A 24,461-nucleotide genomic window follows, 5' to 3' on the forward strand; every position below is an offset into this window, starting at 1 on the left:
ACCCACCCCACCCACCCCACCGCTCCGTTGATCATGAAGTTATTGGCGCCGGAAAGCGCTTCCCAGCTCAATAACTTCATGATCAACGCGGGGGTGAGGGTGGGAGGGGGCGGGGTTCAGGTTCAGAGGTTCAGGGTCTTGGTCATTTCCGTGCGGAGGGTGGCTACCGCGTCGCGGGCGCGGGCGCGGGCTCCGGCGACGTCGCCGGCCGCCACCGGCTCCACCACCTCCAGGTACGCCTTGAGCTTCGGCTCGGTGCCCGAAGGGCGGATCACCACCCGGGCGGCTCCGGTACGCAGGATCACCACGTCCGCCTCGGGGAGCAGGTCCTGTGCCTCGGTGACCGGCTGCCCGAGCAGCGCCGTGGGGGTGGCGGCCCGGATCCGGGCCATCGCGTCGGCGATCAGCCGCAGGTCGTCCACCCGCACCGAGAGCTGGTCGGTGTGGTGCACGCCGAACTCGGCGGCCAGCTCGTCCAGCCGGTCGGTCAGGGTGCGGCCCCGCGCCTTGAGCCCGGCGGCCAGCTCGGCCACGGTCAGCGCGGCGGTGATGCCGTCCTTGTCGCGTACGTGCTCCGGGGCGACGCAGTAGCCGAGCGCCTCCTCGTAGCCGAAGACCAGCGGCTCGGCCCCGCCGCCGGCCCGTACGATCCACTTGAACCCGGTCAGCGTCTCGTCGTACGGCAGGCCCCGGGCGGCGCACATCGCCCGCAGCAGGGACGACGACACGATCGTGGTGGCGTACAGGCCGGTCACGCCGCGCCGCATGAGGTGGTCGGCCAGCAGCACGCCCACCTCGTCGCCGCGCAGCATCCGCCAGCCGGGCGGGGCCGCGTCCGGTTGGGCCGGGCCGGCGACCCCGCCGCCCGCGCTCGCCGCCCGGGCGGTGTCCCGGACGGCCACCGCGCAGCGGTCCGCGTCGGGATCGTTGGCGATGGCGATGTCCGCGCCGGTCGCCTCGGCGAGCGCGACCAGCCGGTCCACCGCCCCCGGTTCCTCCGGGTTGGGGAAGGAGACGGTCGGGAAGGCCGGGTCGGGCTCGGCCTGCTCGGGCACCACCCCGGGCACGGGGAAGCCCGCCCGGGCGAACGCCGCGGTGAGCACCGCCGCGCCCACCCCGTGCAGCGGCGTGTAGGCCACCGCCAGGTCGCGCGACCCGGCCGGGTCGATGACGGCGGTGGCCCGCTCCACGTAGGAGGCCGCCAGGTCGTCGCCGAGCACCTGCCCGGCCGGCCCGAGGGGTACCTCGGCCAGCGACCCGACCGACCGGATCGCGGCCTCGATGCCGGCGTCCGCCGGCGGCACGATCTGCGCGCCCGCGCCGAGCGTCCCGCCCAGTTCCGCGCCGAGGTAGACCTTGTAGCCATTGTCCTGGGGCGGGTTGTGGCTGGCGGTGACCATCACCCCGGCGACCGCCCCGAGGTGGCGCACCGCGTAGGCGAGCACGGGGGTGGGCAGGGGGCGGGGCAGCAGCAGCGCCGGGCGTCCCGCGCCGGTGGCGACCTGGGCGGTTCGCTCGGCGAACTCGCGGGAACCGTGCCGGGCGTCGTACCCGATCACCAGCGGGCCGGTGCCGCCCTGGGCGGCGAGCCAGCCGACCAGCCCGGCGGCGGCCTGGGTGACCACCGCGAGGTTCATCCCGTTGGGGCCGGCGCGCAGCGGGCCGCGCAGCCCGGCGGTGCCGAAGGTCAGCGGGCCGGCGAACCGGTCGGCCAGCTCCGGGGCGCTCGCCGGCAGGCGGTCGAGCACCGCCCGCAGCTCCGCCCGGCTGGCCGGGTCGGGATCGTCGTCGAGCCAGCGTCGCGCTTGCTCGCGAATGTCGTCGATGTCAGTCGTTTCCGCCGGCATGTCTCTTGATAGCACGCCGGCGGATCACCACCGCGCGTCCCCCGGACTCAGCCGGCCTCGGTGAGCTGGAACGACTTCACCATCTCGTCGAAGATCGGCTTGCTCTCGGCGAACTTCGCGTCGGTCGAGGTCAGGTAGAACGAGTAGACCTTTCCCTCGTGGACCACGCCGCGCCACACGCCGTGCCGCTTGGCGTCGCCCTCGCCGCAGGTGTACTCGAACTCGGCCGCCGCCTTGCCGACCCACTGCACCTCGCCCATGGCGAGCTGGGCGTACGGCTTGGCGCAGGACTTGGAACGGTTCTTCAGGGTGTCCTCGGCGACCTCCGCCCAGCGCATGGAGGTGGTGCGGAAGTCCTCCACCAGGATCCGGACCTTGCGGCCCTCGTCCTCCGGGTCGACGTAGTCCACCCACACGCCGGCGCTCTTGACCTCCCAGCCCTGCGGCACCAGGACCCGTACGCCCTTGCCGGTGTGCTCCTTCATCTCGGGCACGCCGGCGGCCGGGGCCTGCGACGTCGGGGCGGCCTGCGGGACGGTGGGCGCCGGGTCGTCGCCGCCGCCGAACAGGACGACCGCCCCGATCAGCAGCAGCGTGGCCAGGCCGCCGGCGGCGGCGAGCTGCACCTTGCGCGGCCAGCCCCTGACCGTGCCGACGAGCTGGTTGCCGACGGTGCCGACCCGGCCGGCGAAGCCGCCGCCGGAGCCGCCCGCGGCCGGCGCGGTGGCGGGGGTCGCCCACGCCTGGCCGGTGCCGGGCACCGACCACTGGCCGCCGCCGTACGTCCCGCCGAGCTGCTGGGTCGCCTCGGGTGCGCCGAAGACGGGCGTTCCGGCGCTCACCCGTTGGGTGGTCTCCGGCGGAGGGCCGAAGACGGGCGTTCCAGCGCTCATCCGCTGGGTGGCCTCCGGCGGGGGCCCGAAGTCGGGCGTGCCCGCCTTCACCCGCTGGGTCGCCTCCGTCGGGCCGCTGAAGCCGACCAGGCCGGCGGCGTTGGTGCGTAGCTGTTGGGTCGCGTCCGAACCGCCGGACCCCATCCGCTGGGTCGCCTCGGCGCCGCCGTAGGTGCGGCCGGCCGGGGTGGACCCGCCCGGCGCCGGCATCGCGCCGGTGGGGGTGTGCAGCGGCCCGGCCAGGGCGTCGGCGCTGGTGTCGTCCATCGCGGCGGGGCTCGCGGCGAGGGCGGCCTGCGCGGGGCGCTCACCCCGGCGCAGCGCCGCCAGCCGGTCGGTGAGCGACTCGCCGGGGTCGAGCATCGCCCGGCCGCCGATCTGCCCACTCGGCTTCGGCTGCTCGGGCCGGGCGGCCGGCGGGGCCGGCACGGGCCGCTGCACCGGTACCACCGAGTAGGGGTCGGTCACCGAGTTCACCGCAGCGGCGTTGCTGGTCAGCGGGCCGGTGAGCAGCTCGCGCAGCATGGCCCGGGCGGTGTGCACGTCGAGGCGGCGGGCGGGGTCCTTCTCGAGCAGCCCCATCAGCACCCGGGCCAGCGGCCCGCTGCGCTGCGGCGGGGCGGGCGGGTCCTCGACCACGGCGTGCATGGTCTCGATCGGGTCGCCCTTGTCGAACGGCGGCCGCCCCTCCACCGCCGTGTAGAGCGTGACGCCCAGCGAGAAGAGGTCGCTCGGCGGGCCGAACTCCTGGCCCATCGCCCGCTCGGGGGAGATGAAGTGCGGCGAGCCGAGCACCATCCCGGGGGTGGTGAGCTGCACGTCGGTGGGCATCCGGGCCACGCCGAAGTCGGTCAGCACGCAGCGTCCGTCGGCGCAGATCAGCACGTTGGCCGGCTTGACGTCGCGGTGCAGCACGCCGATCGCGTGCGCCACCTCCAGCGCGCCGAGCAGCGCGATGCCGATCTTGGCGACCACGCGCTGCGCGACCGGCCCGTCCTCGATCACCATGTCGGCGAGGCTGCGGGCGTCGAGCAACTCCATCACGATCCACGGCCGGCCGCCCTCGGTGACCACGTCGTAGACCTGGACGACGGCCGGGTGCTGGATCGCCGCCGCGGCGCGGGCCTCGCGCAGGGTGCGCTCGTACATGGAGTCGCGGTCGCTGGGGGCCAGCCCCGGGGGCAGGACGACCTCCTTGACGGCCACGTCCCGCCGCAGGAGTGTGTCCGTGGCACGCCAGACTGTGCCCATGCCGCCGTTGCCCACCGCCGAACGCAGCGAGTAACGGTCACCGATGGTCGTGCCGGGCGTCGCGCGTCCGTTGGGGGGACTGACTGGTCCGCCGCTCCACGTCGGGATCTGAGTCACAGAAAAGCCACCGGGGGAATTCGAGGGGGGCTGGGACACAACCCCCCTATCTTGCTGGTTCCGACGCCCGATGCGAAACCCGACGCGGCGGACGTTTACCGAACTGGACAGTACGTACCCGAACGCTCACCTCTCGCGATGCCCGTCGACCCGGCGAGCGGGTGTGCGGTATCCCTCACGCGCCGACGCCGTCGCGCGTCCTACCATCCGCTAATGAGCGAACCGCGGTCAAGCGAGTCCGGTTTTCCGATCAAGGGCGTCTACACGGCGGCGGACCTTCCGGAGGAACTGGACTCCCGGCTCGGTGGCCCGGGCGAGTTCCCGTACGCGCGCGGGGTCTACCCCACCATGTACACCTCCCGGCCGTGGACCATGCGCCAGTACGCCGGCTTCGGCACCGCCACCGAGTCCAACGCGCGGTACCACCAGTTGTTGCGGGCCGGCACGATGGGTCTCTCCGTCGCCTTCGACCTGCCGACCCAGATGGGCTACGACTCCGACGACCCGATCGCGCACGGCGAGGTGGGCAAGGTCGGGGTGGCCATCGACTCGATCGACGACATGCGGCTGCTCTTCGACGGCATCCCGCTGGACAAGGTCTCCACGTCGATGACCATCAACGCGCCCGGGTCGGTCCTGCTCCTGCTCTACCAGCTCGTGGCGGAGGAGAACGGCGTCGCCGGCGCCGCCCTCAACGGCACGATCCAGAACGACATCCTCAAGGAGTACATCGCCCGGGGGACGTACATCTTCCCGCCGAAGCCCTCGCTGCGGCTGGTGGCCGACACCTTCGGCTACTGCCGCAAGGAGGTGCCGAAGTGGAACACCATCTCCATCTCCGGCTACCACATGGCCGAGGCCGGCGCGTCGCCCGCGCAGGAGATCGCGTTCACGCTGGCCAACGGCGTCGAGTACGTCCGGGCCGCGCTGGCGGCCGGCCTGGCCGTGGACGACTTCGCGCCCCGGCTGTCGTTCTTCTTCGTCGCCCGCACCACTTTGCTGGAGGAGGTGGCCAAGTTCCGGGCCGCCCGCCGGATCTGGGCCCGGCTGATGCGCGACGAGTTCGGCGCCAGGAACCCGAAGTCGATGATGCTGCGCTTCCACACCCAGACCGCGGGCGTGCAGCTCACCGCCCAGCAGCCCGAGGTCAACCTGGTCCGGGTGGCGGTGCAGGGCCTGGGCGCGGTGCTCGGCGGCACCCAGTCGCTGCACACCAACAGCTTCGACGAGGCGATCGCGCTGCCCACCGAGAAGGCGGCCCGGCTGGCGCTGCGTACCCAGCAGGTGCTGGCGTACGAGACGGACCTGACCGCCACCGTCGACCCGTTCGCCGGCTCGTACGTGGTGGAGGCGATGACCGCCGAGATCGAGGCGGCGACGAACGAGCTGATGGACCGCGTCTTCGACCACGGTTCGGCGGTCGACGCGATCGAGGCGGGCTTCCAGAAGCGTGAGATCGAGCAGTCGGCGTACCGGATCGCGCAGGAGATCGACTCCGGCGAGCGGGTGGTGGTGGGCCTCAACCGCTTCACGGTCGACGAGGAGGAGCCGTACGAGCCGCTGCGGGTCGATCCGACGATCGAGGCGGCACAGGCCGATCGGCTGGCCCGGCTGCGTGCCGAGCGCGACGCCGGGGCGGTCGAGCGGGGGCTGGCTGAGCTGCGGGCCGCCGCCGAGGGCACGGAGAACGTGCTCTACCCGATGAAGGAGGCGCTGCGGGCCCGCGCCACCGTGGGCGAGGTCTGCGGCACCCTGCGCCAGGTGTGGGGGCTCTACCGCCCGACCGACCGGTTCTGATCACCCGGCCGACGGCCGTCCGTGCTCCCGCGGCGCGGAGGGCGGGCGGCCGTCGGCGTCGGTGTGGCACCGCCTCGCCCCTGCGCCGTAACCGACCGGTCCACCTGCGGGTAACGACCCGCCCACGGCGCGTTCCTGCTGGTCGCGGGCCTGCGGGGAGGGGCGCTACAGTCGAGGGGACCCTGGCCGCCCATCGGCGGCGCGGGCGCGGGCGCGTGCCGCGGCAGTCGGCGACGCCGCCGGAGGGCTCGTGCGCGCGGTGCGGCGGTGCGGGGCGACGTGGCCCACCGGCTGCGGCGTGTGCCGGACGGGTTCGGGGGTAGTCCGACCGGGTGGGCGTGGACGCACACGGTGTGCGGTTGGTCGGTGACGGTATGTGTGACCGTCTCGGGTGCCCTCGCTCGGGCGATGGTCGGGTAATTGTCGGAGTGTCGGTCGACGCGATCGACTAATGCGACAATTCGGAAAAGCGGCCTCTGCGATCGGTATCGATTCCGAGCTGGCCGGGCCGATTACGCGTTGTAGGAGGTGTGGGGCAGATGACGGCGTTCGACCGCGATCTACCTGCTGTCCCGCAGATCTACGAGCGCTCCGAGCAGGGCATACGTGACGCTGTGCGTTCCGACGGCTACCGGAACGAGGTTGCGCAGCGTCACCGTCGGAGGTCTAGGCTGTCTGCTGTTCCTGATGATCCATCCATCTCTAGCGAACGAGAATTCGACGTGACGAGTGCGTTGACGCTGCCCACCGGCAACCAGCTGGCGTCGTCCTGGCCGGAAACGCCGCCCGGGTCCCAGCCCCTGCCGTTCGAGCTGGACCACCTGCTCGCCCTCCGGGTGCCCGGGCTGATCGCCACCCGTCGCCACATCCACTCGCACCCGGAGCTCTCCGGCGAGGAGTTCGAGACGGCCGCCCTGATCGCCCGGGAACTCACCCTGGCCGGGCTGCGACCGCGGCTGCTGCCGAAGGGCAACGGGGTCATCTGCGACATCGACGGGCGGCCCGACGGCCCGGTGGTCGCCCTGCGCGCCGACATCGACGCCCTGCCGCTGACCGACTCGAAGGACGTGCCGTACCGCTCCACCGTGGACGGCGTCTGCCACGCCTGCGGCCACGACGTGCACACCACCGTCATGCTCGGCGTCGGCATGCTGCTCGCCCAGCTCGCCGACCTGGGCGAGCTGCCCGGCCGGGTCCGGCTGATCTTCCAGCCCGCCGAGGAGATCCTGCCCTGCGGCTCGCTGGAGGTCATCGAGGCCGGCGGCCTGGACGACGTGGTGCAGATCTTCGCGCTGCACTGCGACCCCAACCTGCCGGTGGGGCAGATCGGCCTGCGGGTCGGCCCGATCACCGCCGCCGCCGACAACGTCACCGTCCGGCTCACCGGCCCCGGCGGACACACCGCCCGCCCGCACCTGACCGTCGACCTGGTCGACGCGCTGGGCCGCCTGATCACCGAGGTGCCGGCGCTGGTCAGCCGCCGGGTGCCGGCCAACAGCGGGCTGCTGCTGGTGTTCGGCCACGCTTCGGCCGGCACCCGTTACAACGTCATCCCCTCCGAGGCGTGCGCGTCCGGCACCCTGCGGGTCATGGACCGCGACACCTGGGAGCTGGCCCCCAAGATCGTGAGTCAGGTCGTCCGCGACGTCGTCGCCCCGACCGGGGCCACCGTCGATCTCGAATACCTGCGCGGCCGCCCGCCGGTGTGCAACGACTCCCGGGCCATCCAGGTCCTCACCGGCGCCACCGCCGCCACGCTCGGGCCGGAAGGGGTGGCCGAGACCCCGCAGAGCATGGGCGGCGAGGACTTCTCGTGGTACCTGGAGTACGTCCCCGGCGCGCTCGCCCGGCTGGGCGTCGGCCGTTCCGGCCCGAACGTGGACCTGCACCGGGCCTCGTTCGACGTGGACGAGCGGGCCATCCCGGTCGGCGTACGGCTCATGGTCCAGACCGCGCTGCGGGCACTGGCGGCGGCGCGCTAGCCGGCAGGGGCGCGGCCGGTCCGGCCGGCGTCATCGGCCGCGGGGCCGTGCGCCGCCGCCGGCGCAGCACCACCAGCACCACCGCCAGCGGTACGCCGAACGCCAGCAGCCACGGCAGCACCGCCCCGAGCACCGTCAGCAGGACGGTCATGGAGGTCAGGAAGACCTTCCAGCCACCCGCGAGCCCCACCATGAAGCCGACCTCGGCCTCCTCGTCGGCGGTGCTCGCGTCCGGGCCGACCAGCGACACGGTGATCGTCGACAGGCTGGCCAGGTCCGCCAGCCGCTCCTTCTTCGCCTGCAGGGAGGCGAGGTCGGCCTCCCGGCGGGACAGCTCGTTCTCCAGCGACACCAGGTCGCTGATCGAGGTGGCCCGGGCCAACAGCCGGCGGGCGCTCTCCACCCTGGCCCGCTGGCTGGTGATCCGCGCGTCCAGGTCGACCACCTGCTCGGTGACGTCCTCGGTGCGGATCTCGCGCCGCTGCTGCCGGCCCAGCTTCGCCAACTCGTCGACGACCCCGTGGAACTTCGCGGCCGGCACCCGCAGCTCCAGCTCGGCCCGCGCGTCCGCGTCGACGCTGCGCCGCTGGTCGCCGCCGATGAAACCGCCGGCCGCCGTGACCGCGGCGATCGCGCTGCGTGCCGCCGCGTCCACATCGTCCACCTGCACGCGCATGGTGCCGGTGTAGATGATGGAGCGCTGGTCGACCCGCAGGTCCGGTGCGCCGGCACCACTGCCCCGCTCGGCCTGGCCGCCACCCTGCTCGGCCTGGCCGCCCGCCTCGTCCGCGGCGCCGCCGGCCCGGTCCTGATCCGCCGGGGCCGCCGCCGGCGCCCCACCGGCGTCGTCGCTCGCGTCGCTGCCGCAGCCCGCCAGCGCGAGCAGCGCGACCAGCGCGGCAGCCGTCAGCCGTACGCCTCGACGTCGTCGATCCCGTCCGTCCATTCCGCCTCCATCGTCCTCGCCCCCGTGCGGGGCGATACCTCAGACGTGACGCGTCACCACGTCGGTTCCGGCAGACTGCGCTCAGGACGTCACGATTCGATATTCTTGGAGTCACGATGCAGCTCACCAAGTACGCCCACTCCTGCCTGCGGGTGGAGCACGACGGGGGAGTGCTGGTCATCGACCCGGGCGTGTTCAGCGAGGCGGCGGCGCTCGACGGGGCGGACGCGGTGCTGATCACCCACGAGCACCCCGACCACGTCGACGTCGAGGCGGTCACCCGGCAGCTCGACCGGCGTCGGTTCGTCATCCACGGCCCGGCGTCGCTGACCGGCGTCCTGGGCGACGCCGCCGAGGCGCTCGAGGTGGTCCGACCCGGACAGTCGTTCACGGCGGCGGGCGTGCCCGTCCGCGCCCACGGCGGCCGGCACGCCGTGATCCACCCCGACATCCCGGTGGTGGAGAACCTGGCGTACCTGCTGGACGACGTCGTCTACCACCCCGGGGACAGCCTGGTCGTCCCCGAGGACACGCAGGTCGACACGCTCTTCCTGCCGATCCACGCCCCGTGGACGAAGTTCTCCGAGTCGCTGGACTTCCTCCGGGCGGTCGCCCCGCGCCGGGCGTACGCGCTGCACGACGGGCTGCTCAACGACAACGGGCTCAACGTGCTCAACGGCAACTTCGCCCGGCTGTCCGAGGTGGACTACCGCCGGCTCGAACCGGGCACCCGGATCGACGCCTGACGGCGATGTCCGGCCCGTCCCGAGAGCTGGTGCACCGGCTCTACACCACCCCGCCGGACCGGTTCGTCGCGATCCGCGACGAGGCCGTCGCCGAGGCCCGCCGCACCGGCGACCCGAAGACCGCCCGGGAGATCGCCCGGCTGCGCCGACCCACCGTGGCCGCCTGGCTGGTCAACCTGCTCGCCATCCGCCGTCCCGAACTGGTCGCCGACCTGGCCCAGCTCGCCGAGGCGCTCCGCACCGCCCAACGCGAGCTGCGCGGGCCCCGGCTGCGGGAACTGGCCACCCAGCGGCGGGCCGTCCTCGGCGCGCTCGTCGCCGAGGTGCGCGAGCTGGCGGCCGCGTCCGAGGGGGCCCCGTCGGCCGGGAAGCTGCCGCTGGCCGAGGTGGAGGCCACCCTCAACGCGGCGCTCGCCGACACCGACGTCGCCGAACAGCTCCGCTCCGGCCGGCTGCTGAAGGCCGCCACGTACGCCGGCTTCGGCGAGGTGCCCCGCCCGCAGCTCCGGCTGGTGACCGGTGGGGAGGAGCCGGAACCGGCGCCCCGCCCGGAGCCGGCCGGGAAACAGCGGCGCGACGCCGACCGGACCGCGCTCCGCGCCGAGCAGGCGGAACGGGCCGCCCGGGCGGAGCGGACGCGCCGACGGCGGGCGCTGGAGAAGGAGCTGGCCAGGGCGCGTACCGATCAGGAGCGGGCCGAGGCGGAGCTGGCCGGCGCGACGACGGCCGAGCGGGACGGCATCGCGGCCCTGGACGCGGTAGAGGCGGAACTGGCCGAGTTGGAGCGGCGCCGGGCCGTCGCCGAGCAGGACCTGAGCCGGGCGAGGCTGGCGCGGCGCGGGGCGGAACGGACGGTGACGGCCGCACGCCGCCGCGCCGGGGAGGTCGAGGCGGCGGTGGAGGCGCTCGACGCCGAAGAGGGGGATGCCGAGTCGGACGCCGGCGCGGCACACTGACCCCTGTGGACGGACAGGTCGCCCGGGGAGCGGGCGGATGACACCGGAACAGGTGGCGGCGGGCAGCAAGCCGGTCGTGCTGGAACTCGGCGACCTCTTCACCCGCTGCCCGACCACCCTGCGCCGGGCACGGCTGCTCGGCATCTCCGGCTGGGCGTTCTACGTCACCGGGCGGGCCGGCGCGCTCGGGGACGTGCGCGCGGAGACGGTCGCCGCGGCCCTCGGCTTCCTGGCCCCCGAAGCGGTCGCCGACGGCTGGGACGCGGCCCGTCGGGTCGTCCCGCCGGTCGAGGTGGCCGCCGCCACCCTGGCCGAGTGCTGCCGGTGGGGCGAGGAGCGGCTCGACCCCCTTTCCGGGGTGAGCCGGCTCGCCGCCCTGCTCGGCCGCGCCGTCGATGCCGCGGACGCCAGCGGCATGCCGCTCTTCGCCGCCTGGCGGGCCATGCCGGTGCCGGTGCGGACGGCCGGCGCCCGGGCGGCCGTCGGCCTGCGCCTGCTGCGGGAGCACTTCGCCGGAGCGCACCTCATCGCGGCCCGGGCCAGCGGGATGACGCCGCTGGAGGCCGTGCTCGCCGGCCCGGAGGGGGAGGCGGGCGCGGTGGCGTGCGGCTGGCCGCCGCCGTACCCGCCGGTCGGGCCGCTGGTCCGGCGGCGGCTCTGGGCCGAGGCGGTGACCGACCGGCTGGCCGCACCGGCCTTCGCCACACTCGGCCCGGCGGACGGCGCCGAGCTGGTGGAACTGCTCACCGCGACCCGGATCCACCTGACCGACCCGGGCTGAGCCGCCGCGCCGGGCACCCGGCCGCCGGGGTGGCCGAAAAATCGGCGGCGGCCCGCCGGTCCGCCTGTCAGGATCGCCTCCGTGACTCTTCCCGCCGGCTGGCACGCCCGCCGCCCCACCCTGGACGACGTACCGGCGATCCTGACGGTGGTGCACGCCGCCGACACCTTCGCCATCGGCTACCCCGACTTCGCCGCCGACGACGTGCGCGACGCGCTGACCGCGCCGTACGTCGATCCGGAGCGGGACTCCTGGGTGGTGACCGATCCGGACGGCGTGCTGGTGGCCTGGGCGATCCTGCAGAACGAGACCGGAACGGGGCGGGAGTACGTCGACGTGTTCGTCGACCCGGACCGGGGCGCCGAGCTGCGGGCGCCGCTGCTGGCCCGGCAGCTGGAGCGGGTGGCCGAACGGGCCGCCGAGCGCGGCCTGCCGGCCCTGACCGTGCGCTCCCCCGCATGCCCGCCGGAGCGCCGATGGGCTGCCGAGTTGACCGACGCGGGGTTCAAGGTCGTCAAGCGGTACCAGCTCATGCGCCGGTCGCTGGCCGGGCTGCCCGGCGAGCCGCCGCCACCGCCGCCGGGGGTGACGGTCCGGCCGCTGCGTCCGGGCGACGAGTCGGAGCTGCGCGACTTCCACCGGGTCTACGACACCGCCTTCCGCGACACCCCCGACTACGAGCCGCTGTCCTACGACCGGTGGCGGGCCCGTATCGGGGCCGACCCGGCCTGGGACGAGTGGTTCGTCGCCGAGGTGGACGGCCGGCCGGCGGGCGTGCTCCGCTCGTCCGACCAGGCGCTCGACCGGAACGAGGGGTGGGTCAAGGGCCTCGCCGTGCTGCCCGGCCACCGGCGCCGGGGGGTGGGCGCGGCGCTGCTGAGCCACGCGTTCGCCCGGTATGTGGAGAAGGGCCGGGAATCCGTCGGCCTCGGGGTCGACCTGGCCAACCCCACCGCCCCGGTGACGCTCTACCGGTCGGTGGGGCTGCGCGAGGTGCGCTGGGCCGACATGTACGAGCGGGTCGTGCCCGCCGCCGGTGTGTGATTGACGACGCCGGGCGGGGCCGGCTGGAAGCTCCGCCCCGTGCCGGAGCAGACTGGGGGTCGTGGGATACGCGCTGGGCCGACGGTACGGGCTAGGCCGACGCGGTGCCGGTGGGGCGGGACCGCAGCTCGGTGACGTAGTCGTCCGGTGCGCCCGCCTTCTCGGCGGCGTTCGCGATCTCCGAGAGGTACCACGCCGTGGGCAGCCCGCCCTCGTACCCGTCGAAGACGTAGATCCACGCGGTCACGTCGCCGTCGAGGGTGGAGACGCGCACGTGCAGCTTGCGGTAGGTGCCGGCGGTCACCCCCTCGAGCTCGTCGAGCTGGGCGGCGTCGTAGGGGTGGATGTCGTAGATCGCCACGAACACCCGGTCGCCGGGGGACTCGACGACCGTGCTGACCGCGCCCTCCCAGCCGATCACGTTCTCGCCGGCGAAGGTGAGCCGCCAGCCTTCCAGCCAGCCGGTGCCCACCATCGGCGAATGCGGGCAGTAGGCGCGCATGCGGGCGGGGTCGAGGTTTGAGCCGTAGGCGGCGTGATGACGCACGGCGATGACGATAGCCCGCCCGCCGGGTGGGGGAGAATACGACAGTGCGTGTCGGACGCGTTCGGGAGAAGAAATTCCTGTGAGTACTGACGAAGGGCGAGCGCGGTGAGCGCGAGGAGTGCAGCGGAGCGGAGCCCCGCAGTCGCGAACGAAAGGACGACCCTGTGAGCCGGATCGTGATCATCGGCGGTGGACCGGCCGGCTACGAGGCGGCCCTGGTCGCCGCGCAGCTGGACGCTGATGTCACCGTCGTGGAGGCCGAGGGCGCCGGCGGGGCCTGCGTGCTGTCCGACTGCGTACCGTCGAAGACGTTCATCGCCAGCTCGGAGGTGGTCACCGGCTACCGGGACACCGAGGAGTTCGGGGTGCACTCCGACGGGCTGGAGGCGGTCACCGTCGACGCCAGCGCCGTGCACGAGCGGGTCAAGCGCCTCGCGCTCGCCCAGTCCGCCGACATCCACGCCAAGCTGGTCAAGGCCGGGGTGACGTTCGTCTCGGGCACCGCCCGCCTCGGCGAGGACACGCTCGGCCACACCCACCGGGTGCTCGTCACCCCGACCGACGGCGGCGAGGAGCAGTCGATCGCCGCGTCGACGGTGCTGGTCGCCACCGGCGCCACCCCGCGCCAGCTGCCCACCGCCGTCCCGGACGGCGAGCGCATCCTGACCTGGCGTCAGGTGTACGACCTGCCGAACCTGCCCGAGCACCTGATCGTCGTCGGCTCCGGCGTCACCGGCGCGGAGTTCGCCAGCGCCTACCTGGCGATGGGCGTGCAGGTGACCCTGGTCTCCAGCCGTGACCGGGTGATGCCGCACGAGGACGCCGACGCCGCCATGGCCATCGAGCGGGTCTTCCGCAACCGGGGCATGAGCATCCTGAACAACTCGCGCGCCGACGCCGTCCGGCGTACCGCCGACGGGGTGGAGGTCGAGCTCTCCGACGGGCGCAGGGTGGCCGGCTCCCACGCCCTGATCGCCGTCGGCTCCGTGCCCAACACCGCCGACCTGGGCCTGGCCGAGTACGGCGTCGCGCTGGCCCGGGGCGGCTACGTCACCGTCGACCGGGTCTCCCGGACGAACGTGCCCGGCATCTACGCCGCCGGCGACTGCACGGGAGTGCTGCCGCTGGCCAGCGTGGCCGCCATGCAGGGCCGGATCGCGATGTGGCACGCGCTCGGCGAGGCGGTCCGGCCGCTGCGGCTGCGTACGGTCGCGGCGAACGTGTTCACCGACCCGGAGCTGGCCACCGTGGGCGTCTCACAGGACGAGGTCGACGCGGGCAAGGTGCCGGCCCGGCAGGTGATGCTGCCGCTGGACGGCAACGCCCGCGCGAAGATGGACGACCTCGCCGACGGCTTCGTCAAGCTCTTCTGCCGTCCGGCCAGCGGCCAGGTGGTCGGCGGCGTGGTGGTGGCGCCGAAGGCGAGCGAGCTGATCCTGCCGATCACCATGGCGGTGGAGAACAACCTCACGGTCAACGAGCTGGCCCAGACGATCACGATCTACCCGAGCCTCTCCGGCTCCATCACCGAGGCCGCCCGTCAGCTCATGCTGCACGAGCTGGAGTGACCCACCGGTCGCGCCGGCCGGCGCCCGGGGCGGTGCCGGCGCCACCGGTCACTCCGCCCCCGGCGCGTCCGTCCTCGACGTGACGACGACCGGCCCCAGCGTGACCGACTCGGCCGCGCGCCGGGCGCCGACGGCGGTCATGGCCCAGCCCGCCGCCGCGAAGCCGGCCGCCGCGACCCCCGCGATCAGCGCCAGCCGCCACGCCGACTCGGTGAGCGCCGTCCCGCCGAGGTGCCCGACCAGCCCTCCGTAGGTGGCCCAGCCCAGCGCCGCCAGGCCCTCGTAGAGCACGAAGAGCCGGTACGGGTACCGGCTGCGGCCGGCCGAGAAGCAGGCCGCCATCCGGCCGCCCGGCACGAAGCGGCAGAGCAGGATCACGAGCGGTCCGGGGCGGCGCAGCCCCTGGGTGACGCGGCTGGCGACCCGTCGGGCCCGGCCCCGTCGCACGTCCCCCGGTGCCCGGCGGTCCGGCGCGCTCCGCCCGAGCAGGTAGCAGGCGAGGTCCCCGACGAAGACGCCGAGCGCGCCGACGGCGATGGTCACCGGCAGGTTCAGCCCCCCGTAGACGGTGAGGGCGCCGCCGGTGATCATGACGATCTGGGTGGGGATCACGGGGACGAAGGCGTCCGCGACCAGCAGCGCCAGCAGTACGACGTACGCCCAGGCCGGCGACGCGATCTCAGTGAGTAGTTCGGGCACGACTGCCACCTCGCCGGACGGGGCCGATTGCGGGTACCGAGCCTGACTGGTCGTCCGACGTCCCGGGGCGCGACCCTGGCTCCTGGTGACCACCGACACGGCAGGGCCACCGGAGACAACGAGCGGACACCACCCGAGGTGACGGATCCGCGTACCGTCGGGGGTCGGCGGATCGCAGCGGCCCGGCGTACCGTTGTCGGCGCGCGGCCCCACGACCGTCGGGTCCCCCGTTCCTGACGGTGCGGCCGCCGTGGGCCGCCGGCAGGTCCCGTGCCGGCGGCCCGCCCCTGTCCCGCCCGGCCTGCCGGCCCGCGCCGTCCGGGTGCCGGACCGCCCGGGAAAACCGGCTGCGACCGCCTCGGGCGGGGGCGTACCGTCGTCGCATGCGCAGCGCGGTATCCACCACGACGCCGGGAGACCCCGGCGCGCCGCACTGACCTGACCGTCGACGAGGCCCCGGGGCGATCCGCCCCGGGGCCTCGTGGCGTCCGGTGACCGGGTCGCCTCCGGGCCGTACCCGATCAAGGAGCGCGACATGATCGACCACCGCAGGCTCGGCCGGGAGCTGGAGCTGTTCGGTTCCGACCCGCTGGCCGGCGCCGGGCTGCCGCTCTGGCTGCCGGCCGGCGCCGCCGCCCGGCACGCCGTCGAGGAGTACGTCCGCGAGCTGGAACGCCGGGCCGGCTACCGGCACGTGCACACCCCGCCGCTGGGCCGGCGGGAACTCTTCGAGCTCTCCGGGCACCTCGGCCACTTCGCCGACGACATGTTCCCGCCGATGGCGCTGGGCGCCGACGACGAGTTCGTGCTGCGGCCCTCGCTCTGCCCGCACCACGCCCTGGTGTTCCGGGCCCGGGGCCGCTCCTACCGGGAGCTGCCGCTGCGGATCGCCGAGCTGGGCGGCATGTACCGGGCCGAGCGCTCGGGGGTGCTCGGCGGGCTGTCCCGGGTGCGGGCCATCTCCCTCAACGACGCGCACAACTTCTGCGCCCTGGAGCAGGTGGGCGAGGAGGTCGTCGAGATCCTGCGGCTGATCCGCGAGGCGCACGCCGCGCTCGGCGTACGACCGGCGGGGTTCCGGCTGTCGCTGCGCGGGCCGGGACAGCGGTACGTCGGCGACGACGCCGGGTGGGCGCGGGCCGAGGCGCTGCTCCGCGCCGCGCTCGACGGGGTGCAGTTCACCGAGGCCCCGGGGGAGGCCGCGTTCTACGGCCCGAAGATCGACATCCAGGTGCGCGACGCCGCCGGGCGGGAGTTCACCCTCTCCACCGTCCAGCTCGACTTCGACAAGCCGGAGCGGTTCGACCTGTCGTACACCGACGCGTCCGGGGCGCGGCGTCGACCGGTGATGGTGCACCGCAGCCTCGTCGGCAGCATGGAACGGCTCTTCGCGTACCTGATCGAGGTGCACGAGGGTGCCTTCCCCGCCTGGTACGCCCCGGTGCAGCTCGTGGTGCTGCCCGTCGGGGACGGCCAGGCCGAGGCGGCGGCCCGGCTCGCCCGCGACGCGTCGGCCGCGGGGCTGCGCGTCGAGATCGACGGGGCCGGTTCGCTCGGCTCCCGCATCCGCGACGCGGCCCGCGCCCGGGTTCCGTACGCCGCCGTCCTCGGCCCCCGCGAGGTGGCCGAGGGGGCGGTGTCGCTGCGGTTGCGCGGCGGCCGGGCCCTGGACCCGATGCCCGCCGCCGACGCCCTCGAACTGATCGGGGCGGTGGTGGCCGACCGTGGCCACGCCCTGCTGCCGCCCCGCTGAGCCCCCGCCCGGCCCCGACCCCGTCGCCACCGGCGGCCTGCCCGTCACCGGGTGGAGCCTTCGAGCGGCGCGGGCTCGGGGTCGGGCTCGAGGGCGTGGTCGGGCTGGGGCTCGGGGTCGGGCTGGACGGCGGCGGTGAACTGCGACCGGTACAGGCGGTGGTACGCGCCCCGCGCGGCGAGCAGATCGTCGTGCGTGCCCTGCTCGACGATCCGGCCGTCCTCCATCATCAGGATCAGGTCGGCGTCGCGGATGGTGGAGAGCCGGTGCGCGATGACGAAACTCGTCCGGTCCGACCGCAGCGCGGCCATGGCCCGCTGGAGCAGCACCTCGGTGCGGGTGTCCACCGAGCTGGTGGCCTCGTCCAGGATCAGCAGCGACGGCTCGGCGAGGAAGGCCCGGGCGATCGTGATGAGCTGCCTCTCGCCGGCGCTGACGTTGCTGCCCTCGGAGTCGATCACCGTGTCGTAGCCGTCGGGCAGGCTGCGGACGAACCGGTCCACGAACGTCGCCCGGGCCGCCGCCACGATGTCCTCCTCGGTCGCCCCGGGCCGCCCGTACGCGATGTTGTCGCGGATGGTGCCCCCGAAGAGCCACGTCTCCTGGAGGACCATGCCGATCCGGCCGCGCAGGTCGTCGCGGCGCATCGTGGTGACGTCCACCCCGTCGAGCGTGATCCGGCCGGCGTCCAGCTCGTAGAAGCGCATGACCAGGTTGACCAGCGTGGTCTTGCCGGCCCCGGTCGGCCCGACGATGGCCACGGTGTGGCCGGGCTCGGCGACCAGGGACAGGTCCTCGATCAACGGCTTGTCGGGGGTGTACCGGAAGGAGACGTTCGTGAACTCGACCCGGCCGCGCGGTTCGCGTACCCGGGCCGGCTCGGCCGGGTCGGGGCTCTGTTCCTCGGCGTCGAGCACGGCGAAGACCCGCTCGGCGGAGGCCACCCCGGACTGGAGCAGGTTCGCCATCGAGGCGACCTGGGTGAGCGGCTGGGTGAACTGCCGGGAGTACTGGACGAACGCCTGCATGTCGCCGAGGCTGATCGCCCCCGACGCCACCCGCAGGCCGCCCACCACGGCGAGCGCCACGTAGCTGAGGTTCCCGACGAACAGCATCGCCGGCATGATGATCCCGGAGACGAACTGGGCGCCGAAGCTCGCCCGGAACAGCTCCTCGTTCTTCGCGGTGAAGGCGGCCTCCACCTCGCGCTGCCGGCCGAAGACCTTGACCAGCTCGTGGCCGGTGTACGCCTCCTCGATCTGGCCGTTCAGCTCGCCGGTGTGCTTCCACTGGTCGATGAACTGCTGCTGCGACCGCTTGGCGATGCTGGTGGTGACGACCACCGAGACCGGGACCGCGACCAGGGCCACCAGGGCGAGCAGCGGCGAGATCCAGAACATCATGGCCAGCACGCCGACCACGGTGAGCAGCGCGGTGAGCAGTTGGCTGAGCGTCTGTTGGAGACTGGTGGAGATGTTGTCGATGTCGTTGGTGACCCGGCTGAGCAGCTCGCCCCGGGGCTGCCGGTCGAAGTAGGGCAGCGGCAGCCGGTTGAGCTTGTCCTCCACGTCGGCGCGCAACCGCAGCACGGTGCGCTGCACCACCCCGTTGAGCAGCCACCCCTGCCACCACATGAGCAGGCTGGCCGCCACGTAGAGCCCGAGCGCCAGCAGCAGCACCCGCGCCAGCGCGGCGAAGTCGATGCCCACGCCGGGCACCACGTCCATCCGGGCGAGCATGTCCGCGAAGTTGTCGTTGCCGGCGGCCCGCGCGGCGTCCACCGCCTGGTCGGCGGTGGTGCCGGCCGGCAGCTGCCGACCGATCACGCCCGTGAAGATCAGGTCGGTGGCCCAGCCGAGCACCTTCGGCCCGATCACGCTGAGCGCCACGCTGACCACCGCCAGGGCGATCACGGCGACGAGCTGCAGGCGCTGCGGGCGCAGCCGGCGCAGCAGCCGCCGGGCCGAGGGCCCGAAGTTCATCGACCGCTCGGCGGGCAACCCGGCCCCCGCCCACGGCGGGCCGCCGCGCTGACCGCCGGGGGGCAGCCGCTTCGGCGTCCGCGCCTCGGCGGCCGGCTTCTGCTGCGGTACGGCGCTCATGCCGTCACCTCGCTTCGCTCGGCGGTGGCGCGAGGCGCCACGCTGCTGTGCCTGATGGTTCGCTCGCTCACGCGGCCACCCCCGTCGTGTTCTGGGACGCCACGATCTCGGCGTACGTGGGACAGGTACGTAGCAGTTCGTCGTGCCGGCCGATCCCGACCACGCCCCCGCTCTCGATGACGATGATCTGGTCGGCGCCGACGATGGTGGAGACGCGCTGCGCCACGATCACCACGGCGGCGTCGGCGATGACGGGGCGCAGTGCCGCCCGCAACCGCGCGTCCGTGCCGAGGTCGAGCGCGGAGAACGAGTCGTCGAAGAGGTAGATCTCCGGCCGCCGGACCAGGGCCCGCGCGATCGCCAGCCGCTGCCGTTGCCCGCCGGAGAGGTTCGTACCGCCCTGCGCGATCGGCGCCTCCAGCCCCTCGGGCATCGCGGCGACGAAGTCCCGCGCCTGGGCGATCTCCAGCGCGTCCCAGAGTTCGGCGTCGGTCGCGTCCGGGTTGCCGTAGCGCAGGTTGCTCGCCACGGTCCCGGTGAACAGGTACGGCCGCTGCGGCACCAGCCCGATCCGGCGCCACAGCTCGTCCGGCGCCAGGTCCCGCACGTCGACGCCGTCGACCAGCACCGCGCCGGCGGTCGCGTCGACCAGTCGGGGCACGAGCGACAGCAGGGTGCTCTTGCCCGCTCCGGTGCTGCCGACGACCGCCGTCGTCGTCCCCGGCGTCACCCGGAACGAGACGTTGCGCAGCACCGGCTCGGCCGCACCCGGGTACCGGAAGCCGACGTCGCGCAGTTCCAGCTCGCCGTGGGTCGTCACCTCGGTCACCGGGTGGGCGGCGGGCACCACGGAGGAGTCGGTGTCGAGCACCTCGACGATCCGCTCGGCGCAGACCGCCGCGCGCGGCACCGACATGAGCATGAAGGTGGCCATCATGACGGCCATCAGGATCTGCATCAGGTACTGGAGGAAGGCGGCGAGGGAACCGACCTGGATCGCCCCGGCTTCCACCCGCTCGGCGCCGAACCAGAGCACGGCGACGCTGGAGACGTTGAGCACCAGCATCACCACGGGGAAGACCAACGCCATCAGGCGGCCGATGCGCAACGCGGTCGCGGTGAGGTCGGCGTTCGCCGTGGCGAACCGTTCCGTCTCGTACGGCTCCCGGACGAACGCCCGCACCACCCGGATGCCGGTGATCTGCTCGCGCAGCACGCGGTTGACGGTGTCGATGCGGGTCTGCATGAGCCGGAAGCCCGGCACCATCCGCCGGATGATCAGCCACAGGGCGACGGTCAGCACGGGCACGCTGACCAGCATCAGCCAGGAGAGCCCGACGTCCTCACGCAGCGCCATCACCACGCCGCCGACGCTCATGATGGGTGCGGCGACGAGCATCGTGCAGCTCATCAGCACGAGCATCTGCACCTGCTGCACGTCGTTGGTGTTGCGGGTGATCAGCGAGGGCGCGCCGAAGTGGGCGACCTCGCGGGCGGAGAAGCGGTTGACGTGCTCGAAGATCGTCGCGCGGACGTCCCGGCCGAAGGCCATCGCCGTCCGCGCGCCGAGGTAGACGGCCGCGATGGCGCAGACGATCTGGACCAGGCTGACCGCGAGCATCCAGGTGCCGGCACGCAGGATGAAGGCGGTGTCGCCCCGGGCCACGCCCAGGTCGATGATGTCGGCGTTGAGGCTGGGCAGGTAGAGCGACGCGATGGTCCCGACGAACTGGAGCAGCACCACCGCGGCCAGCGGCCGGTGGTACGGGCGAAGGTGCGTACGCAGCAGCCGGGTCAGCACGCCGGGCCCCCTTCCGGGGTCCCGTGGTCGCCGCTGCCGATGACCTCCAGGAGGAACTCGCGGATCACGGCCGCCTTCGTCGGGTCGGCGTCGACCGAGGTGAGCGGGGCGCCGGAGCGGATCACGGCGGTCACCGCCTCGACACGGGCCCGACCGGCCGTCGTGATCGTGATCTTCACGCTCCGCCGGTCGGTCGTGTCGCGCTGCCGTTCGACGAGGCCGTCGCGGACGAGGGTGTCGACGATGCCGGTCAGGGTGGCCGGCCGGACGAAACAGCGCTCGGCCACCGTGCGGTGCGGCAGTTCACCGTGCTCGGCGAGGATCATCAGGGTGCCCATTCCAGCCTGGGTGAGGCCGTGCGCCTCGGCGAGGTACCGGTTCCACCGTTGCCCGGTGACGTGCCCGGCGACCACGAGCAGCCGCGCGAGGGGCACGTCCCGCAGCTCTGTCAGATGCATGGAGAGCAGGTTAGCTACCTGAACGTCAGGCCCCAAAGCAGATTGCGGTGGCCACGCCGACGAAGAGGACCTGTCGCACCGCGCGTGGGCCGAGCGGGGGTCACGGGCCGGCCGGGCGAGCACGGTTCCGGCCACGAGCGCGACGAGCGGAGCCATCGGTACCCCCTCGGAACGACCTGGCGATGGCAAGACCGCCCCGGGGGTGTGAACTTGCCCCCGATGGCGTGAACTTGTCAATGGAAAGATATGATCGGGTCATGACCGGAACGCGTGGCTACCACCACGGGGACCTGCGTCGCGTCCTGCTCGCGGCGGCGGTGCGGGTGATCGAGGAATCCGGCCCCGCGGCACTGAGCCTGCGTGACCTGGCCCGCCGGGCGGGCGTCTCGCACGCCGCCCCCGCACACCACTTCGGCGACAAGTCCGGGCTGCTGACCGCCCTCGCCACCGAGGGCTACCGGCTGCTGGCCGAGGCGCTGCACGCCGCCGGCGGCGACCTGCTCGACAGGGGCGTCGCGTACGTCGGCTTCGCGGTCGACCACCGCGCGCACTTCGAGGTGATGTTCCGGCCGGACCTCTACCGCTGCGACGCGCACGAGCTGGTGGCGGCCCGCCAGCGAGCCGGCGACGCGCTGCACTCGGGCGTCGCCGCGCTGCCCGAGGGGCGTCCGACGGCGCAGGACCCGCAGGGCGACGCGCTGGCGGCCTGGTCCATCGTGCACGGTTTCGCCACGCTCTGGCTCTCGGGCGCACTGCCGCCCCGGGTCGGCGACGACCCCCGGGCGGCCGCCCGCGACGTGATCCACCGCCTCTTCCCGAGGCCCTGAACCAACCCGGGCGGCCCGCCCTCCGCCGGGGCCCGGTGCGCGCGGGTCCGCGGTGCGCGCGGGTCCGCGGTGCGCGTCGGGTTCGTGGTGCGCGTCGGGCCGGCGGTGCGCGCGGGTCCGCGGTGCGCGTCGGGTCCGCGGTGCACGTCGGGTCCGCGGTGCGTCGGGTCCGCGGTGCGCGTCGGGGGTGGGTCGGCCGGTCGGTGGTGCGGTCACCAGCTGGTGGGCAGCGGCATCCCCTCGGTGTAGCCGGCCGTGCTCTGCACGCCGACCAGGGCCCGCTCGTGGAACTCGGCGAGGTCCCGCGCGCCCGCGTAGGTGAAGGCGCTCCGCACCCCCGCGATGATCTCGTCGATCAGGTCCTCCACGCCCGGCCGGGCCGGGTCCAGGTACATCCGCGCCGAGGAGATGCCCTCCTCGAAGACCGCCTTGCGGGCCCGGTCGTACGTGCTGTCGTCGGCCGTCCGCGCGCTGACCGCCCGCGCCGAGGCCATGCCGAAGCTCTCCTTGTAGCGCCGGCCGTCGGCGTCGGTGTACAGGTCGCCCGGGGACTCGTACGTACCGGCGAACCAGGAGCCGATCATCACGTTCGAAGCCCCGGCGGCCAGCGCCAGCGCCACGTCGCGCGGATGGCGCACCCCGCCGTCGGCCCAGACGTGCCGGCCGAGCTGGTGGGCCGCCGCGGCACAGTCGAGCACGGCGGAGAACTGCGGTCGCCCCACCCCGGTCATCATCCGGGTGGTGCACATCGCACCCGGGCCGACGCCGACCTTGACGATGTCGGCTCCCGCCCGTACGAGGTCGCGTACGCCCTCGGCGGTCACCACGTTGCCGGCCGCGACCGGGACCGCCGGGTCCAACGCCCGGACCGCCCGCAGGGCGCTGATCATCCGCTCCTGGTGGCCGTGCGCGGTGTCCACGACCAGCGTGTCCACCCCCGCCTCCAGCAGCGCCGCCGCCTTGCCCGTCACGTCGCCGTTGATGCCCACGGCGGCGGCGATCCGCAGCCGGCCCCGGTCGTCCAGGGCCGGCCGGTAGAGGGTGGCCCGCAGCGCGCCCTGCCGGGTCAGCACCCCGACCAGGCGCCCCTCGGCGTCGACCACCGGGGCGAGCCGGCGCCGGCCCGCCGAGAGCCGGTCGAAGCCGGTACGCGGGTCCGCGTCGTCCGGCACGGTGTGCAGCTCGGTGGACATCACGTGCCGGAGCTGGGCGAAGCGGTCCACGCTGATCGTGTCGGCCTCGGTCACCACGCCCACCGGCCGGCTCTCGTCGTCGATCACCACCACCGCACCGTGCGACCGCTTCGGCAACAGGTGGATCGCGTCGCCGACGGTGTCCGTCGGCCCCAGCGTGATGGCCGTGTCGTGCACCAGGTGCCGCCGCTTGACCCAGGCGACCACGTTCGCCACCACCTCCATGGGGATGTCCTGCGGGATGACCGCGATCGCGCCGCGCCGGGCGACCGTCTCGGCCATCCGGCGGCCGGCCACCGCCGTCATGTTCGACACCACCAGCGGGATGGTGGTGCCCGTGCCGTCGGTGGTGGCCAGGTCGACGTCGAGTCGCGAGCCCACCTCGGAACGGGCGGGCGCCATGAAGACGTCGTTGTAGGTCAGGTCGTGCGCGGGGGCCGCGCCGTGAAGGAACCGCACGTCGCCATCATTCCCGCCCGCCCCCACCCGCGCCCCCGGTGGTAGCCGAAAACACCCCGACCGGTTCCCGGAAGACCGCACTGTCAGTCGAGCAGCAGGCTGGCCGCGACCGCGACCAGCACGAGGGCGACCGTGCCGTCGATGATCCGCCACGCCACCGGACGGGCCAGCACGGGCGCGAGCCGGTGGGCGGCGGCGCCGAGGACCGTGAACCAGACCACGCTGGCCAGCGCGGCGCCCGCGCCGAAGACCCAGTGGTGCGGGTGCTGGCGGGCCACTCCGCCGAGCAGCAGGACGGTGTCGAGGTAAACGTGCGGGTTGAGGTAGGTGAACGCGAGGCAGGCCAGCAGCGTCGCCCCGAGCGTGGCCGGCGGCCGGTCGGCGGGGGAGAGCGCGCCGGGGCGCAGCGCGCGGCGGGCGGCCAGCGCGGCGTACCCGAGCAGGAACGCGGCGCCGAGCCAGCGGACGGCGGTGAGGGCGGTGGGATGCTCCGCCGTCGCGCTGCCCATGCCGGCGATGCCGAGCGCGATGAGCAGCGCGTCGGACGCGGCGCAGACGGCGACGACCGGCAGGACGTGCTCGCGGCGCAGGCCCTGCCGCAGGACGAAGGCGTTCTGCGCGCCGATGGCGGCGATCAGCGCGATGGCGAGTGAGAAACCGGCGACGGCGGAGCCGACCACGGAGCTGCTGAGGA

Annotated in this window: 19 protein-coding genes; 9 read left to right on the forward strand and 10 right to left on the reverse strand. The window is 74.0% G+C overall.

From position 1 onward, the window contains the following. Positions 1-122 precede the first annotated feature (122 nt). Entirely contained in the window at positions 123-1,847 is a 1,725-nt protein-coding gene (locus tag KBX06_RS15130; RefSeq protein ID WP_210835211.1) for a phospho-sugar mutase, read from the reverse strand. A 47-nt stretch (positions 1,848-1,894) separates the two neighbouring features. Further along, a complete protein-coding gene (locus tag KBX06_RS15135; protein ID WP_210835213.1) occupies positions 1,895-4,108 on the reverse strand; it encodes a serine/threonine-protein kinase in 2,214 nt (737 codons plus the stop codon). 213 nt (positions 4,109-4,321) lie between these two features. On the opposite strand from KBX06_RS15135, the gene KBX06_RS15140 reads away from it, so the two are divergent. Further along, complete coding sequence (locus tag KBX06_RS15140) at positions 4,322-5,905, forward strand: methylmalonyl-CoA mutase (protein WP_210835215.1); 1,584 nt, start codon at positions 4,322-4,324, stop codon at positions 5,903-5,905. Positions 5,906-6,627: 722 nt separating this feature from the next. Then, complete coding sequence (locus KBX06_RS15145; protein ID WP_210835217.1) at positions 6,628-7,887, forward strand: amidohydrolase; 1,260 nt, start codon at positions 6,628-6,630, stop codon at positions 7,885-7,887. Here KBX06_RS15145 and KBX06_RS15150 read toward each other — a convergent pair. After that, positions 7,844-8,833: a DUF4349 domain-containing protein gene (locus KBX06_RS15150; protein ID WP_210835219.1), complete on the reverse strand. Its 990-nt coding sequence runs from the start codon at positions 8,831-8,833 to the stop codon at positions 7,844-7,846. The two genes, KBX06_RS15145 and KBX06_RS15150, sit on opposite strands and share 44 nt — an antisense overlap. Positions 8,834-8,949: 116 nt before the next feature. Here KBX06_RS15150 and KBX06_RS15155 point away from each other — a divergent pair, with 116 nt between their 5' ends. From KBX06_RS15155 to KBX06_RS15170, 4 genes are all read left to right on the forward strand, one after another. Then, positions 8,950-9,579: an MBL fold metallo-hydrolase gene (locus KBX06_RS15155; RefSeq protein ID WP_210835222.1), complete on the forward strand. Its 630-nt coding sequence runs from the start codon at positions 8,950-8,952 to the stop codon at positions 9,577-9,579. Positions 9,580-9,584: 5 nt separating this feature from the next. Then, positions 9,585-10,535, forward strand: a complete 951-nt coding sequence (locus tag KBX06_RS15160; protein WP_210835223.1) for a hypothetical protein — start codon at positions 9,585-9,587, stop codon at positions 10,533-10,535. Positions 10,536-10,572: 37 nt separating this feature from the next. Further along, positions 10,573-11,316, forward strand: coding sequence for a hypothetical protein (locus KBX06_RS15165; RefSeq protein ID WP_210835225.1), 744 nt, complete (start codon positions 10,573-10,575; stop codon positions 11,314-11,316). An 81-nt stretch (positions 11,317-11,397) separates the two neighbouring features. Continuing rightward, entirely contained in the window at positions 11,398-12,360 is a 963-nt protein-coding gene (locus tag KBX06_RS15170) for a GNAT family N-acetyltransferase (protein ID WP_210835227.1), read from the forward strand. 91 nt (positions 12,361-12,451) lie between these two features. Here KBX06_RS15170 and KBX06_RS15175 read toward each other — a convergent pair whose 3' ends face one another. Next, the gene (locus tag KBX06_RS15175; protein WP_121396633.1) at positions 12,452-12,907 is read right to left on the reverse strand and encodes a gamma-glutamylcyclotransferase; all 456 of its coding nucleotides are present in this window, start codon (positions 12,905-12,907) and stop codon (positions 12,452-12,454) included. 164 nt (positions 12,908-13,071) lie between these two features. Between KBX06_RS15175 and KBX06_RS15180 the strand changes: the two genes are divergently transcribed. Beyond that, the gene (locus KBX06_RS15180) at positions 13,072-14,475 is read left to right on the forward strand and encodes an NAD(P)H-quinone dehydrogenase (RefSeq protein ID WP_210835229.1); all 1,404 of its coding nucleotides are present in this window, start codon (positions 13,072-13,074) and stop codon (positions 14,473-14,475) included. A gap of 48 nt (positions 14,476-14,523) precedes the next feature. Here KBX06_RS15180 and KBX06_RS15185 read toward each other — a convergent pair whose 3' ends face one another. Continuing rightward, a complete protein-coding gene (locus tag KBX06_RS15185) occupies positions 14,524-15,174 on the reverse strand; it encodes a DedA family protein (protein ID WP_210835231.1) in 651 nt (216 codons plus the stop codon). A gap of 535 nt (positions 15,175-15,709) precedes the next feature. On the opposite strand from KBX06_RS15185, the gene thrS reads away from it, so the two are divergent. Next, entirely contained in the window at positions 15,710-16,927 is a 1,218-nt protein-coding gene (gene thrS, locus KBX06_RS15190; protein WP_210835232.1) for a threonine--tRNA ligase, read from the forward strand. Between the two features lie 44 nt (positions 16,928-16,971). On the opposite strand, the gene KBX06_RS15195 is transcribed toward thrS, so the two are convergent. The 3 genes from KBX06_RS15195 to KBX06_RS15205 form a co-directional block, all read right to left on the reverse strand. Further along, positions 16,972-19,029: an ABC transporter ATP-binding protein gene (locus tag KBX06_RS15195; protein ID WP_210835234.1), complete on the reverse strand. Its 2,058-nt coding sequence runs from the start codon at positions 19,027-19,029 to the stop codon at positions 16,972-16,974. A gap of 67 nt (positions 19,030-19,096) precedes the next feature. After that, entirely contained in the window at positions 19,097-20,830 is a 1,734-nt protein-coding gene (locus tag KBX06_RS15200) for an ABC transporter ATP-binding protein (RefSeq protein WP_210835236.1), read from the reverse strand. Beyond that, the gene (locus KBX06_RS15205) at positions 20,824-21,288 is read right to left on the reverse strand and encodes a MarR family winged helix-turn-helix transcriptional regulator (protein ID WP_210835237.1); all 465 of its coding nucleotides are present in this window, start codon (positions 21,286-21,288) and stop codon (positions 20,824-20,826) included. The genes KBX06_RS15200 and KBX06_RS15205 overlap by 7 nt, the downstream gene beginning before the upstream one ends. A 257-nt stretch (positions 21,289-21,545) precedes the next feature. On the opposite strand from KBX06_RS15205, the gene KBX06_RS15210 reads away from it, so the two are divergent. Further along, positions 21,546-22,115, forward strand: coding sequence for a TetR/AcrR family transcriptional regulator (locus KBX06_RS15210; RefSeq protein ID WP_210835238.1), 570 nt, complete (start codon positions 21,546-21,548; stop codon positions 22,113-22,115). Positions 22,116-22,327: 212 nt separating this feature from the next. Here the strand turns inward: KBX06_RS15210 and KBX06_RS15215 are convergent, their stop codons facing one another. Both KBX06_RS15215 and KBX06_RS15220 read right to left on the reverse strand, forming a co-directional pair. Beyond that, on the reverse strand, positions 22,328-23,767 hold the full coding sequence (locus tag KBX06_RS15215) for a GuaB1 family IMP dehydrogenase-related protein (protein ID WP_210835240.1): 1,440 nt from the start codon (positions 23,765-23,767) through the stop codon (positions 22,328-22,330). A gap of 83 nt (positions 23,768-23,850) precedes the next feature. Beyond that, positions 23,851-24,447: a LysE family transporter gene (locus tag KBX06_RS15220; protein WP_210835612.1), complete on the reverse strand. Its 597-nt coding sequence runs from the start codon at positions 24,445-24,447 to the stop codon at positions 23,851-23,853. Between the last annotated feature and the right edge of the window lie 14 nt (positions 24,448-24,461).

Source organism: Micromonospora sp. C31, assembly GCF_018070575.1.
Classification (GTDB): Bacteria; Actinomycetota; Actinomycetes; order Mycobacteriales; family Micromonosporaceae; genus Micromonospora.

What these genes read in the sequence shown, in the direction of transcription:
- KBX06_RS15160 (WP_210835223.1), top strand. Translation starts at nt 9,585, where the DNA reads ATGTCCGGCCCGTCCCGAGAGCTGGTGCACCGGCTCTACACCACCCCG.
- KBX06_RS15140 (WP_210835215.1), top strand. Translation starts at nt 4,322, where the DNA reads ATGAGCGAACCGCGGTCAAGCGAGTCCGGTTTTCCGATCAAGGGCGTC.
- KBX06_RS15210 (WP_210835238.1), top strand. Translation starts at nt 21,546, where the DNA reads ATGACCGGAACGCGTGGCTACCACCACGGGGACCTGCGTCGCGTCCTG.
- KBX06_RS15150 (WP_210835219.1), bottom strand. Translation starts at nt 8,833, where the DNA reads ATGGACGGACGGGATCGACGACGTCGAGGCGTACGGCTGACGGCTGCC.
- KBX06_RS15205 (WP_210835237.1), bottom strand. Translation starts at nt 21,288, where the DNA reads ATGCATCTGACAGAGCTGCGGGACGTGCCCCTCGCGCGGCTGCTCGTG.
- thrS (WP_210835232.1), top strand. Translation starts at nt 15,710, where the DNA reads ATGATCGACCACCGCAGGCTCGGCCGGGAGCTGGAGCTGTTCGGTTCC.
- KBX06_RS15165 (WP_210835225.1), top strand. Translation starts at nt 10,573, where the DNA reads ATGACACCGGAACAGGTGGCGGCGGGCAGCAAGCCGGTCGTGCTGGAA.
- KBX06_RS15155 (WP_210835222.1), top strand. Translation starts at nt 8,950, where the DNA reads ATGCAGCTCACCAAGTACGCCCACTCCTGCCTGCGGGTGGAGCACGAC.
- KBX06_RS15195 (WP_210835234.1), bottom strand. Translation starts at nt 19,029, where the DNA reads ATGAGCGCCGTACCGCAGCAGAAGCCGGCCGCCGAGGCGCGGACGCCG.
- KBX06_RS15130 (WP_210835211.1), bottom strand. Translation starts at nt 1,847, where the DNA reads ATGCCGGCGGAAACGACTGACATCGACGACATTCGCGAGCAAGCGCGA.